We start from the raw sequence: 13,960 nt of genomic DNA on the forward strand, positions 1-13,960 counted from the left end.
CGAAATAGCGGTATTTATAGTGCCGATGACAATTTGAAAATAGGAAAAATAATGCAATTACAAACATTTGATGATGCGGCTGCGAAACGTTTGGCCGGGCTTTTGGATAGCAAGGCCGAAAACGGCAATGCTATGCGTTGCGACGAAGTACAAGGCTTTATGATGGCTTTGCTTTCCGGTCCGGACGCTTTGAATACGGCCGAATGGCTGCCCGAGGTGCTGGGTGATGAAGAGTTGTTTGACGAGGCAGAGAAGGCCGAAGTTGAAAAGTTGGTTTTGAGCTGGGCGGCCGATATGAAACAGCAGCTGGCGGCGAAAAAACTGCCGGAGTTATGTTTGTATGATGATGAACAGGGCAACAGCGATTTTTTCAGCTGGTGTAATGCCTATCTCTATGCTCTTGACGTCGTGCCTACCGACTGGTTTGCCGAGGCTGATGATGAAGAATTTGAAGACTTGTTTTATCCGTTGATGGCATTGGCCGGGTTTTACGATGAAGACGAAGAAGGGCGCACCGTACTTTCCCTCAGTGATAAAGAGCTGACGGCATTAGAAAGTGAAGTTCCGCATACCTTGCTGGATATTTACGGTTATTGGCAGGCGGTGATTAACAAACCTAAAACCGTGCGTCGGGAAGGCGAAAAAATCGGACGTAACGATGCTTGCCCGTGTGGCAGCGGCAAAAAGTACAAAGCCTGCTGCGGTAAAAACTAAGCTTTTGAAGGACGTTTCTAGAACGTTATTCCTGCTGTTTGCCGTTCGGTTTTGCATCGGGTGCCAGTTGTAAATTAAGTGCTTTTAGCATGAAAGGCCGTCTGAAAGTTTCAGACGGCCTTTTCCCATATTTGCAGTTTCTATATATGCAAGCTTTATTACTGTTTTGAAAAAGACTACAATAAAATAAAATTTCCTCAAAAAATTAAGCCTTTGAATATGACAAACGACCATATTAAATACTAATGAAATTTTCCTCTTTTCGCTCCGTTTTGATAGCAGTATTACTGACCTCTTTGGCTTACAGCTTTTGGAAAAGTCCGGCGTGGCTGCAACTTTGTTATGGCTTGGCTTTGTTTTTATTTGGCATGCAGTGTATTGAAGAAGGTTTGCGTAATGCCGCAGGAGGTACCTTAGAACGATTGATGGCGCAGAGTACGGCAACCCCGGTGCGGGGCATGTTGTTCGGCATGGGTGCGACTTTTATCCTGCAATCCAGCACGTTGGTATCTCTGCTGACCATTGCTTTTTTAAGTACGGGACTGATCGGTTTGGCAGGCGGCATAGCCGTATTGCTCGGTACCAATTTGGGGGCGACCAGCGGTATTTGGCTGCTGGCTTTGGCCGGGCAGAGTATCAGCCTCAGTCCCGTGGCCGTGCCGATGCTGGTGTTCGGCATTCTGATCGGTTTTTTCAAAGGAAAAATGAAGGCGATAGGGCGGGTTTTGGTTGGTATTGCCCTGATTTTTATCGGTATTGATGCGATTAAAAACGGTTTTCAAAATGTTGGCGACCAAGTCGATTTTGCTATGTTGGCCGCCGGCGGTGCGCTCGAAGTAGCCGTATTTAGCGGCATCGGGTTATTGCTTACCATCATTCTCCAATCCACACATGCAACCCTCATTCTTACGCTGGCGGCATTGGCCGGAGGGCAAATCAGCTTGGAGCAAGGGTTTGCCATTGCCGTCGGTTCAAACGTCGGCAGCAGCATTTCTACTGCTTTAGTCGGTATGCTGGGCAGCCAGCGCAGCGGTAAGCGGCTGGCTTTGGCACATTTGCTGTTTAACGTGGTAACAGCCGTGTTGTCATTATTATTATGGCTTCCGCTTACGGGCGGAGTAAAAATGTTGGCCGGATGGGTCGGTTTGAACAATTTACTACAGCTGGCATTGTTTCATACCTTGTTCAATCTGTTGGGATTGGCGGTTTTTTGGAAACTGCAAAACCGCTTGGCCGATATGCTGATGCGCTGGCTGCCTGAGAAGCCTGAAGAGGTGTTGATTGCCAGTGAAATAGAAAGTAAAGCCCGTAAACCCCAAAAAGAACCGGTGAGCCATGCGCTTTACCTTTCCAAGAATATGCTTAAATCCAGCGATACCGCTGTGATGGCAGTCCATCAGGAGTTACGTCATTTCGGGGCGCTTTGTTTGGAAGTTATTTGCCATGTTTTATTTGTTTCCTCTAAGCAGCTTTACGAATATGCGGAACAAGAACTGCCGCCTCCGGAACCGCCGTTGGAGCTCGACGCCGAGCAGCTTTACCGTTGCCACATTAAGCCTGTATACAGTGAGTTGTTGGATTTTACCAGCCGTGCTGATTTTGAAGATGCACAACAGCAGCATTTGATGATGCAGGCGCAATTGGCTGCATTGCATATGGTGGAAACGGTGAAGGACAGTAAGCATTTGCAGAAAAATATGCGCCATTATCTGCAACAACCCGATCACAGCCTATATCCCCATTACCTCGACTTGCGCAAACGTTTGTTTGATATTTTGGTTTTATTTAGGCAGACTGCCGCCCAACCTTTGTATAGCGAAGATTGGTATGCCGGTGTCGCACGCTTGGAAGAATATACCGTTATGCTTGACACCGCTTTCCGCAGCCAAGTTTTATTGTTGTTGAGAGACAAACAGATTGATGGCTGGGGCAGTAGCTCGTTGATGAACGATATCAACTATGCCCGCCGCATCGGTAGCGGTTTACTGGAAATTTTATGTGTAGCCGAAGACAAATTACTGGATGAAACCGAAGAAGATACAAAAATTTTGCATGTTTGAATAATCTGCCTTTTATTTGATTTCCGCCCGGGTAGTGTTTGTCCGGGCGGATTTTTGTTTACATACACCTCCGTACAAAATAAAACAGCCAAAAGCACTTGATACTTTTCAGACGGCCTTTATATGAAAAATGCACACCATTCAAAAAAAGGAAAAATCATGAAAGCCGTTTCCATGCTCAACCTTGTGCCGGTGCGTGCAGGGCAGACTAATGCCGAAGCCATCGGATCTATGGTTAAGCTGGCAAAGGAAGCCGAAAAACTCGGTTATGCGCGTTATTGGATTGCCGAACACCATAATACGGGCAGCTTGGTCAGTTCGGCCACACAATTGTTGATTGGCCATACTTTGGCGCATACGGAAACCATCCGCGTTGGTTCGGGCGGTGTCATGCTGCCTAACCATAGTCCGTTGTTGGTTGCCGAACAATACGGCACGTTGGCTACCATCTATCCAAACCGTGTTGATCTCGGGTTGGGGCGCGCACCCGGCACCGATCAATTGACGGCAGCAGCCTTGCGCCGTAACGAGCGGGATGTTTCGCTGAATTTTCCCGATGATGTCCGTGCCTTGCAGCGTTATTTTGGCCCGGCAGACAAACAAGGTTATGTGAAAGCATTTCCGGGCGTGGGCTTGGAAGTGCCGCTGTATATACTCGGCTCGAGTACCGAAAGCGCATACCTTGCGGCGGAGTTGGGTTTGCCTTATGTCTTTGCCGCACATTTTGCCCCGCGTATGCTGGAAATGGCCGTAGAAATTTACCGGCGCGGTTTCAAACCTTCGGCAGTGCTTGATAAGCCCGAAGTGATAGTGTGTTTGAATGCTATTGTGGCCGACAGCGATGAAGAAGCCGCTTATTTGGCAACCTCACAAGAGCAATTTTTTCTGAATGTGGTGCGAAATACGCGCAATCCTTTGCCCTTGCCGGTAGAAAGCATGGAGGGAGTATGGAGCCATCCGGAAGAAGCAATGGTAAGACAAATGCTTTCTGAATCTTTGGTTGGCAGCAAAGAGAGGGTGGCCAAACAGCTTGAATCATTCCAAAACCGTTTGCATGCGGACGAAGTGATGGCGGTCAGCTATATTTATGATGAAGAAAAGCAATACCGTTCCTACAGCTTGCTAAAAGAAATAGTTTCTGATGGCTGTATCGGGTAAGTAGAAAATAATATAAATGCCGTCTGAAAATATTTTCAGACGGCATTTATTATATTAGGGCTTGCGAGGGTGTGTTGTTAAAACAGATTGGCTGGAAAGTTTGCAATAGGTTCTTTACGGACAGGAAAATATTGTTATCTGAGAGTAGCTGGTGAAGGTTAATTGTTAATTTGGAGCTTTTTCAAGCTATTTTGGAAATTATTCGACAGCCGAGAAGTTTAGGCGGTTTGATAGGCGGATTGTGTTGGCCGGTAAGTGTGTAGCCAAATTTAAATATTTAAGAAGTTTGCAAATGGCTGTTTGGAAATTGGTTTTAGGTTTTATTAGTATCAAGATCAAGCCCGTCTGGATCTTAAAAGTAAAGTGAGCCGGATTTTCTTTAGTTAAGAAGATTTTCAGTATTGTTTGCACTTACGGATTTAAAACAGGTCGTTTAAGCCGAGATAGCGCACTGCGCACAGTAATTTAATGTGAAACACAAAAAGTAGTTATCAAAAGAGTATTCGTTTATTTTAAATGTTTGGGTATAGCCGGGCAGCACACCTATGTTCAATTTACAGACAAATTAAAACATACCGTATCCTTATAGCTATCCGATTTCATCTGTATGAAATTGAAATGTCCTATAGATATAAAGGGTATTTAAACGGGAGTTTTCAAGCTGCGTGCAAGAGCTAAAGTATCGGCGATCATACCGTTTCCGCTACTGATTTTACTGGCAGTTTCAATAATTAGCAGATTGGCAGGGCGGCCGGCATGAAGGCTCATGCGCATTTCAGCAGCGGTGAAGGGCAGGCCGCGGCTTTGGAGAAATGCTTGGGCGCGGCGGTTTGCTGTGGTCAGCATGGGCAACAAGGTAATGTCGAGGTGGAAGCGGCGTACCCCCAAAACAATGATGCGGGCGGCAAACCAGTCTGCTTCTTCAGTGAAAGTATCGGGGCTTGGCGCATCGAATTTATGACGCATCGCTGCAATCAGCATGGCTACGGTACGGATTTGAGGCAACATCGCTTCGCTGATCATCGGGTGCTCGCCGGTAGTTGCAGGTAATGTAGTTTGGCATAAATCGGCACGGTGGCTGTTGCCGTCTACAATCAGGTGGGTGCAGTGTAAGGGTTCTGTTTGCGGAAGGGTTTTCAAGGTCGCTGCTTTCATTTTATTTGCTCCGGTTAGATTCGGCGGCAAATAAAAGAAGCCGCCTAAGTTTTCTTGGGCGGCTTTTTTCGCGTTTGCTTATGTGGTTTTGCTGTGTTTCAGACAAGCGCAAAAGAGTACCGCACATTTGTGTGGTACCAATAAAAATAAGCAAAGGGGCGTAAATTAGATGTATTCATGGGCTTGAGATTAAAACAAAGCATCGAGTATTGTCAATATCCAATTTGCAAAATCTATAATCATTTTTATAAACTCTTGTAATCCTTGCACTTTATTCTCCCCATTTTTTCATTAATGTGTGGGGGATGCGTAGCTGGTCAAGAATACGGGCAACAACAAAATCAATAAGGTCTTCTATGGTTTTCGGATGGTGGTAGAAACCAGGGGACGGAGGTAGTATTACCACGCCCAATTTGGCAAGATTTAAAAGGTTTTGCAGATGCAGGGCGGATAAGGGGGCTTCACGCGGGACGATAATCAGTGGTTTGCGTTCTTTGATGGCAACATCGGCCGCGCGTTCGATAAGGTGGTCGGAGGTGCCGTGGGCAATGGCGGCCACCACTCCCATGCTGGCGGGGCATATAATCATGGCATCGGCAGGATTTGTTCCGGATGCGGGCGGTGCAAACCATTCGTCTTTTCCGAATACCCGCAGCCGTTCGGGCGGAACGCGAAAATGCTCGCATAAGGTTTTCTGACAAGCATCTGCCGAAGCAGGCAGCTGAAGCCCCATTTCTTGCTTTGCAACCACTTGGGCGGCTTGGGAATAAAGCAGCCATACGGTTTTACCCGCATTCAGCAAACACTCGAGCAATCGCATTCCGTAAGGCATACCTGAAGCACCGGTAAAGGCTAGGGTAACGGTTTGTATAGAGTGCGTTTGAGTATTCATTGAAGGGTGCAAGTGCAAAAGTAACGGTAGGATTATAAACGATAAGGCAGCTTAAATGGGAATCGGAATAGCAGGAATGATGGCAGGAGATACATTGGGTACGGAAATGTTTTCCTAAAGGTTTTCAGACGGCCTTTGGGGAAAGATAAAGATATGGTTTAAGAAAAATAGGCATCTTATTTTTGATAAATGCTAAAAATTATATGAATATTGGAATTTTTCTCTTTTCTTAATATTTTTTTCTGTTATCTGCTTGCAGATTTCGGGTAGATACATTACATTTCTTCACATAAAAATTGAGCTTAAACTCAATGAGACGCCAAGTTAACAAGGCGAGAGAAGGAAGAGAAAAAGCAGTACCATTACAGCAAACGAGCTATCCGATAAAATTCGGATATAGCTCGTTTTTAATTTTGGGCTAGGCAAATCAAGCCAAAATCATTGCCTAAACGTTTTTCAGACGGCATCTGAGTTGCCTCAGTAAGTTTCAGTTGGTGTTTTAGTGTGCTTATGTGCAATGTGGGCAGTTAAGTATCGGGCATATCTGTGAATAATTAAAAACATAGCTGTGTTACAATAGCCGTTGGATTTTTTAATTTTCCGTTGTCAGATCAAGTAAAGGGAAAAATGATGGCTCAAATCGCCCGTGATATTTTTAAAGCTTACGATATCCGTGGTATTGTCGGTAAGACGCTCACTGAAGATGCCGCATATTTAATCGGTAAGGCTATCGCATCACGTGCAGCCGCACAAAATCTCACTCATATCGCCGTAGGTCGAGACGGGCGTTTGAGTGGTCCGGCTCTGATGGATAATTTGATACGCGGAATTACCGAATGCGGAATTCATGTGTTGAATGTGGGTATGGTGGCCACACCGATGCTTTATTTCGCCGCTATCCGAGAATGTTCCGGAAGCGGCGTAATGATTACCGGCAGTCATAATCCTCCTGATTACAATGGTTTTAAAATGATGCTCGGCGGCGATACTTTGGCCGGCGAGAGTATTCAGGAATTGCTAGCCGCTATCGAAAATGATGCTTTTGTAGAAAATGCGGTTGCTGGAAATATTGCCCATAAGGATATTTCAGAAGAATACCGCGAATATATAGCAGCACATATTAAGTTGCGCCGCCCGATGAATATCGTTATCGATGCCGGTAATGGCGTTGCCGGAGCTTTTGCCGGTGATCTTTATCGGGCTTTGGGCTGTACCGTTACCGAACTTTATTGCGATGTAGATGGCAATTTCCCAAATCATCATCCCGATCCGGCCAAGCCCGAGAATCTTCGAGATGTTATACATGCATTGGAAAACGGCGATGCCGAAATTGGTTTGGCATTTGATGGAGATGGTGACCGTTTGGGTGTTGTAACCAAAGATGGCCAAATTATTTTCCCCGACCGTCAGTTGATGTTGTTTGCCCAAGATGTTTTGAGCCGTAATCCGGGGGCGAAAGTGATTTTCGATGTGAAATCCACCCGCTTGCTGGCTCCTTGGATTAAAAAGCATGGCGGGGAGCCGATTATGGAAAAAACCGGGCATAGCTTTATTAAGTCTTCCATGAAGAAAAACAGCGCATTGGTTGCAGGGGAAATGAGCGGCCATACTTTCTTTAAAGAACGCTGGTTCGGCTTTGACGATGGCATGTATGCCGGCTGTCGTATGTTGGAAATTATTTCCGCTTCGGATGATCCTTCTGCGGTATTAAATGCTTTGCCCGATAGTATTTCTACTCCTGAATTGAATATCCATCTGCCTGAAGGCAGTAATGGCCATCAGATTATTAGTGAGTTGGTGGCAGATGCCGAATTTGAAGGTGCGCAAGAGGTTATTACCATTGATGGCCTACGTGTTGAATTTGCAGACGGCTTCGGCCTGATGCGTGCTTCCAATACGACCCCCGTATTGGTATTGCGCTTTGAAGCCGATACGGATGAGGCAATTACCCGAATTCAAAGCCAATTCAAGCAGTTGATTGAAAGCTGCCCGGGCTTGAAATGGCCTTTATGATTAATTGCTTTTAAAACATTAAAAATATGCCGTCTGAAATTTTCAGACGGCATATTTTTTATCATGGTTTGCTAAATTAGGATTTAGGCAAGTTTGAAGATTGCTCCGTATTTTCCAGTTCGGTAACATGCGGCGCATCTGTTACGGGTACTTCGCTGACTGGGATTTGCTCGTCAGGATCAAGATCCGAAGGAGGGGCTACTTGTACCGCCTCTGCGATATCGGCTTCTAGCTTTTCAGGAGAGTGTGCATCAGTTTCTTCTACACTCATGCCTTCGCTTTGCAAAATGCTATCCGTGATTTCAGAAGCTGCAGGAGCAACTGCCGATACGGCCAAATAAGAAACCGTAACCGATTTATTGCTGCGTAAAGCCAGCTGTTCTTGCAAAGCCTCTTTACCCATCAGGCTTTGGGCTCCCGTACTTAAATGCTGTATCACTTTCTGATAGCTGCGGTTTAATTCATCTACTGCGGCAGCGGTATCGATAAAGTGTTTATCGACATCTTGACGGTAATGCTGGAAAGTTTGTACTAATTCTTCATGCTCTTTTTGCTTGGCTTTATTCTGACGCAATAAAAGCCATGTTATCAGGATACCAACTGCCAGTCCGATAACGAATGCCAGTATGAGTTGTACTTCCCAAGGCAGTGTGTTCACAATACTCTCCTTTTCCGGTTTGGTAATTTTAGGTTGCCCAAATATGAAAATAAATACCGTAGATTCGTATCATTTTCTTTTTTGGCAGCTATTTTCAAGAATAGATATAGTCTTCATCTTACCAATGAAGCGAATAGATAAACAAGGTTTATAGCTTATAAAGTTATTTGATTTTATTAAACAATAAGATATGTTGGAGAGAAATATAAATATGCAGCTGGATAGGCTGCCTGTACGTTACTGTTGCTCACGTTGGCTATACCAAGCGTGGCGGCATATCGTTGCCGGCTTTCTTGGCTATACGGGCTGGTGTTGGGGTTGCGTGCTATATCGGCCAAAATGGCCTGCTCAATCGGTTTTAACTCTGCCCAGATTCCTTTTTCGGCGTGTTGTTCATTGAGTTGCTGCAAGCGGCTTGATGCGGCTTCTTCTAGGCTTAATTCGGGTGTGATTATCATGTCTTGTACAACTGCCCGCATGTACATAGGCGTGTGGTTCAACCGCTTAAACATGGTGTAAAAGGCGGCTTTATCGGCTTGTTTGCCTGTACGTTTCTGATAAACATCGGCTAAAAAGTCGGTAAATTCTTTACCTAAAAGGGGAAAATCCAGGGCGTGGGCAAAGTGGAAAAACGGGGCTTTGCTGTTGTTGAACATGGCTTTCAGGCCATTGGTGCTGCTGCCTGTGAAAATGGTTTTCACGCGGTTTTGGTTGATGTCCAAGCCTGTGCGCAATGAACGTATTAGGCCGCTTGTGTCTTTTATCCGTGCCAGTTCCTGAACTTCGTCCAGCAATAGCAATGTCGGAGCGTTGTCGTGGGCTATGCTGGTAATAATGTCGCTGATTTTGGGTAGGGTTTCGGCTTTGTTTTCCCGCCCTATGCCTATGCCCATGATGTCAATTTTGTTCAGACTGCCTAAAAATGATTTGATGCCGCTGCCTGTCCGTATGCTTTGGGCGAAGTGATATAAGGCTGTTTGAAAATCGGCGGCAACGTTTGCGCCTGTATCGTCCATAAATGAAAAGTAAAACACATTGAAGCCCATACGTTCGGCAGTAGGGGCAATGTCTTTTAATAGAAATTGTATTTTACCCATGCGGCGCGGGGCAAAGAGTGTAAACGCATATGTGATGCCGTTTAGGCTGGTTAGCAGTCTCTCTGCATAATTGGCGCAGCGGCAATATAAAGCGTCTTTTGTTTGCATGATATTCAGCCGTTTTGGTCTTTGTTGGATGTTATTACACATTCAATAAATAATTATATAAATAATATATGATTTTATCTAAGACGGCTCTTAGGGTGTTGGCTTCGATTACGGGGCATATCGACCACAATAAGCAACAAAAAACAGCAACGGAACTGGTGTTTGTGACTTTCAGGTAACCTATAACCCGCTGGCAACAGCTTTCAGGCTATCCACTGCTTTGTTATACCAATCGCTATACCACTGCATCATTGCCCAGCGTTCTTCCATGTAGTCAGCTCGGTTATAGGCGGCTCTTATCTTGTTTTCTTCAACGTGGGCAAGCTGTAATTCGATAGCATCAGGATTAAAGCCTTGTTCATTCAGTACGCTACTGGCGAGGCTGCGGAAGCCGTGGGGTGTGGCAATGCCTTTATAGCCCATGTTATTGATGATTTTGCCTAAGGTATTTTCACTGATATAGCCGCTGGTGTTCTTGTGGCTCGGGAATAGATACGGTGTTTCCCCCGTCAGGTCGTAAAGCTCTTGCAACAGCTCAATTGTCCAATCCGACAATGGAACTTCATGCGGTCTTGGCCGCTTCATTCTTTCGGCCGGAACGCGCCATAGCTTGGCCTTGAAGTCGATTTCTGCCCACATACCGCCCCGCAATTCGGTATTACGCAAAAACACCAGCATAATCAACATCACGCCGATTCTGTTCTGCTGGTTCACATCGGCCACAAGCAAGCGGCGGTAAAATTCGGTCAGCTCTTCACCCGGCAAAGCGGGCATATGCTTGGTTTTGGGTTTGGGCAAATACTGCTTTAATGCACGGGCGGGGTTACGGTCTGTTAATTCCAACATGGCCGCATATTCAAAAACCGCCCCTATCCATTGCCTGATTTTCTCGGCAGTCGGAATTGAACCGCGTACAACGATGCGATCTAACAGGTTCTTAATGGCCGCCACATTGATTTCATCCAACGGCATATTGCCGATTAACGGTAGTACGTCTTTCTGGAAGTGGTGTAATACCCTTTCTGCATGTATGGGCTTCCAGCGATGCAGGTTGGCCGCGTGCCATTGATGGGTGATTGCCTGAAAGGTGTTAGCCAGTGCTGCTGCTCTTTCGGCTTTGGCTTGCTGTTTGGTCGCGCTTGGGTCTTGCCCTGCTGCCAACATAGCGCGTGCATTATTAGCTGCTTCGCGAGCTTCTGAGAGTGATACAGCAGGGTATTTACCGATTGAAAGCAGTTTTTCTTTTCTATCAATACGGTACTTCAATCGCCATAACTTACCGCCTGCGGGGGTAACAACCAGATGCAGGCCCGCCCCATCTGAAAGCTTATAGGGCTTATCAGTTGGCTTAGCATTTTTAATTTGACGGTCATTTAGTGGCATTTGGGGGTATTTTTTTCAGGGGTATTTGCAAGATACCCCAAAATATACCCCCGCTTTTTGGTTGATTCAACAGGATTGCATTGGACGTTATTGGATATAAAACCGGTGACGAGGGAATGGGTAAACCGGCTGAAAGCCTTGCCCTGATTAAATCTTGTGGACGTTATTGGATAATATAAGACGTAAAAAAAGCAACCTAAAAGGCTGCTGTTTTTTCAGTGTGGTGCGGACGGAGAGACTCGAACTCTCACACCTCTCGGCGCCAGAACCTAAATCTGGTGCGTCTACCAATTTCGCCACGTCCGCAAAGAAAGCAATAATATCAAAAATTTTTAAAGATGCAAAGGGGGAGAGCTTGAAAAGGTGGAAAAAATGCCCATGTAACGGGGTATTCATTTATATAATACATACAATGGCTGTTTGATATGCCGCTTCAGATTTGGGAAACGCCTGATTGAATGAGGGCGGATTTTTAGTTAATTGGTTGTTTTAATTAAATAGAAGGATAAATATGTCGGCTTTATTAGTTCAGGATTATTTGCAAACCCAAGGTTTGCGGTTGCCGACAGATGAAGTGCGGGTAGCACTGATGACGCTGCAGGCAGTTATAAATATGGGTGAGGTTTCGGTAGACCGTAATATTTTATGGTACTGCCGAGATCATGTGGTTTTATCGGATTACGTGGCTGAAAATTCTGATAATGAAAAGCTGCTTAAACAAATTTTCATGGCCCTTGATTCTGTAGGTAGCCGTTGCGAAGGTTGGCAAAGTATAGCGGTATATGCATTGATGCCGTCTGAAAACGGGCAGCCTTTTTTATTGCGCTTAGCGCAACAGGGATCGGTATTGGAACAAAAAATCGAGGTAAATGAGGAGAGCGGAAGGCGTTATTTATCTTGCCGAACGGCAGCTACCGGTTGGCTGAATGTTGTTAATGATATGCAAAAATGGTTTGAGTTGGGCGAGGTAGAAGGAGATCATCATCGTTGCTTGAGCCAGATGGTGTTGCCGGTATGTGCTGAAAGCGGCAAAGTATTGGGTGTGGTACAAGTAGATTGTGCACAAAAAAATGCTTTTGATAATGCGGTGCAAACTGATTGGGTAGCATTGGCAGTTGCACTGGCCGAACCAATGCAAGCTTTGTTGGGGGAAGGTTCGGAAGGGGAGTGCGAGAATGAATAAGCCGCTTAAATTTGTCGCATCTTGCCGCCTGCCGACCGAATGGGGTGTTTTTACCATGCATGGCTTTGAAGAGAGCCCGGGCGGACAGGAGCATATTGCGCTGACAATGGGTGATTTTTCTGACGGAAAGCCTGTTTTGGCTCGAGTTCATTCGGAATGTTTGACTGGAGATGCTTTATTTTCGCAAAAATGCGATTGTGGTCCTCAATTACAGGCTGCAATGCAGGCAATACAAAAAGAAGGGCGGGGAGTAATAGTATATTTACGCCAAGAAGGACGGGGCATCGGTTTGATTAATAAGATCCGTGCTTATCAACTGCAAGATCAGGGCTTGGATACGGTAGAGGCAAATGTGGCGTTGGGGTTGCCTGTGGATGCACGCGATTTCACATTGGCAAAACATATGTTTGAATATTTGGGTATCAGTGAGATACGGTTGTTGACGAATAATCCTCGGAAAGTAGAAGTTTTGCAAAATGCCGGAATTCATGTGAGCGAGCATGTGCCTTTGCAAGTGGGGTTGAATTCTGAAAATCAATCTTATTTACATACTAAGGCGGAGAAGTTCGGACATTGGTTGGATGTTTAAAATAAAAGTAATATTTGGATGAAATTAATTTTTATTAATTTCAGATATTTATTTTATTTTTAATAGAAAGATAAATAAAGTGCTTGCGCGCATGTAAGAAATTTGGTTTAATTACGTTCTCGCAACGTTAAGCGAGAATAAAAAAGGGTGATTAGCTCAGTTGGTAGAGCGTCTGCCTTACAAGCAGAATGTCGGCGGTTCGACTCCGTCATCACCCACCAAGTCTTTTATGCGGAGTGGTAGTTCAGTTGGTTAGAATACCGGCCTGTCACGCCGGGGGTCGCGGGTTCGAGCCCCGTCCACTCCGCCAATATTCGAAGAAGAGCCTGATAATATCATCAGGCTCTTCTTCTCTTTTTAGAAGAATATTTTTATAATATTAAAAGCCGTCTGAAATATATTTCAGACGGCTTTTTGTGATTTGAAGAAATGTAAATATTTTATATCTTATTTGGTTGAACTTAAATTTATTGTGCTTACTCTTTTCTTTATATCAGAAAAATCAATAATATTAAAATGCGATAAAATGAATTTCTTTATAAAATATCAGCATATTAATATCTTATGTGATGGTGCGATACGGCAAAATCGTAAGACCCTTTATAAAATAAAAAAATAACTGCCTAAAGAATATTTGTTTGATATAAAAGTGCTAAATAATCTTTATATTAAAGTAATATCAGGCCGTATCTGAATTACAGATAACCCACGACTTGGTAAGGGGGTGTTTTGAATAAGTTTGTATCAGCCTATTGAAAAAGGCCGTCTGAAATTTCAGACGGCTTATCGCTGCAATGCTTTCCCCGTCTTTGTTAGCCGCCTGAAAGCAAAGGGCAAGCCGATAAAGCTGATACTGATTGCCATCATGCGTAAATTGGCCGTAATAGCATTTACCTTGCTTCAAAACGGGCAAGATTTCCAGCCAAGCCGCTACCAGTAAGCAAATTTAA

11 protein-coding genes, 3 tRNA genes and 1 pseudogene are annotated in these 13,960 nt (G+C 44.8%); 9 read left to right on the top strand and 6 right to left on the bottom strand.

Features of this window, described 5'->3' with window-relative positions; translation table 11 throughout:
- Positions 1–51 precede the first annotated feature (51 nt).
- The 3 genes from LVJ86_RS03545 to LVJ86_RS03555 all read left to right on the top strand — a co-directional run bounded on the left by LVJ86_RS03545 (position 52) and on the right by LVJ86_RS03555 (position 3,932).
- Positions 52–714, top strand: coding sequence for a UPF0149 family protein (locus LVJ86_RS03545; RefSeq protein ID WP_047761834.1), 663 nt, complete (start codon positions 52–54; stop codon positions 712–714).
- A gap of 245 nt (positions 715–959) precedes the next feature.
- Entirely contained in the window at positions 960–2,774 is a 1,815-nt protein-coding gene (locus LVJ86_RS03550) for a Na/Pi cotransporter family protein (RefSeq protein WP_047761833.1), read from the top strand.
- Positions 2,775–2,933: 159 nt separating this feature from the next.
- Positions 2,934–3,932, top strand: a complete 999-nt coding sequence (locus tag LVJ86_RS03555) for an LLM class flavin-dependent oxidoreductase (RefSeq protein WP_047761852.1) — start codon at positions 2,934–2,936, stop codon at positions 3,930–3,932.
- A gap of 642 nt (positions 3,933–4,574) precedes the next feature.
- Here the strand turns inward: LVJ86_RS03555 and LVJ86_RS03560 are convergent.
- Positions 4,575–5,087 (bottom strand): hypothetical protein, encoded by a 513-nt coding sequence (locus LVJ86_RS03560; protein WP_047761832.1) that lies wholly within the window; start codon positions 5,085–5,087, stop codon positions 4,575–4,577.
- Positions 5,088–5,358: 271 nt separating this feature from the next.
- Entirely contained in the window at positions 5,359–5,979 is a 621-nt protein-coding gene (locus LVJ86_RS03565; protein ID WP_047761831.1) for a flavin prenyltransferase UbiX, read from the bottom strand.
- 630 nt (positions 5,980–6,609) lie between these two features.
- On the opposite strand from LVJ86_RS03565, the gene LVJ86_RS03570 reads away from it, so the two are divergent.
- Positions 6,610–7,992, top strand: a complete 1,383-nt coding sequence (locus LVJ86_RS03570) for a phosphomannomutase/phosphoglucomutase (RefSeq protein WP_047761830.1) — start codon at positions 6,610–6,612, stop codon at positions 7,990–7,992.
- Between the two features lie 76 nt (positions 7,993–8,068).
- On the opposite strand, the gene LVJ86_RS03575 is transcribed toward LVJ86_RS03570, so the two are convergent.
- The 4 genes from LVJ86_RS03575 to LVJ86_RS03590 form a co-directional block, all read right to left on the bottom strand.
- Positions 8,069–8,650 (bottom strand): Z-ring associated ZapG family protein, encoded by a 582-nt coding sequence (locus LVJ86_RS03575; RefSeq protein ID WP_053008369.1) that lies wholly within the window; start codon positions 8,648–8,650, stop codon positions 8,069–8,071.
- A 176-nt stretch (positions 8,651–8,826) separates the two neighbouring features.
- On the bottom strand, positions 8,827–9,855 hold the full coding sequence (locus tag LVJ86_RS03580; RefSeq protein WP_244702609.1) for an ATP-binding protein: 1,029 nt from the start codon (positions 9,853–9,855) through the stop codon (positions 8,827–8,829).
- Positions 9,856–10,035: 180 nt separating this feature from the next.
- On the bottom strand, positions 10,036–11,238 hold the full coding sequence (locus LVJ86_RS03585) for a tyrosine-type recombinase/integrase (RefSeq protein ID WP_244702613.1): 1,203 nt from the start codon (positions 11,236–11,238) through the stop codon (positions 10,036–10,038).
- Positions 11,239–11,459: 221 nt separating this feature from the next.
- Positions 11,460–11,544 (bottom strand) — tRNA-Leu (locus tag LVJ86_RS03590).
- A 205-nt stretch (positions 11,545–11,749) separates the two neighbouring features.
- Between LVJ86_RS03590 and LVJ86_RS03595 the strand changes: the two genes are divergently transcribed.
- The 5 genes and pseudogenes from LVJ86_RS03595 to LVJ86_RS03615 all read left to right on the top strand — a co-directional run.
- The gene (locus LVJ86_RS03595; protein WP_047760615.1) at positions 11,750–12,421 is read left to right on the top strand and encodes a GAF domain-containing protein; all 672 of its coding nucleotides are present in this window, start codon (positions 11,750–11,752) and stop codon (positions 12,419–12,421) included.
- Positions 12,414–13,010, top strand: coding sequence for a GTP cyclohydrolase II (gene ribA, locus LVJ86_RS03600; RefSeq protein WP_047760614.1), 597 nt, complete (start codon positions 12,414–12,416; stop codon positions 13,008–13,010). Before LVJ86_RS03595 ends, ribA begins: the two co-directional genes overlap by 8 nt.
- 145 nt (positions 13,011–13,155) lie before the next feature.
- Positions 13,156–13,231 (top strand) — tRNA-Val (locus LVJ86_RS03605).
- A 12-nt stretch (positions 13,232–13,243) separates the two neighbouring features.
- Positions 13,244–13,320 (top strand) — tRNA-Asp (locus LVJ86_RS03610).
- A gap of 426 nt (positions 13,321–13,746) precedes the next feature.
- Positions 13,747–13,950, top strand: a pseudogene (locus tag LVJ86_RS03615) (hypothetical protein); the annotation flags it as partial.
- Positions 13,951–13,960: the final 10 nt, after the last annotated feature.

The organism is Neisseria arctica, from assembly GCF_022870905.1.
Lineage (GTDB): Bacteria > Pseudomonadota > Gammaproteobacteria > Burkholderiales > Neisseriaceae > Neisseria > Neisseria arctica.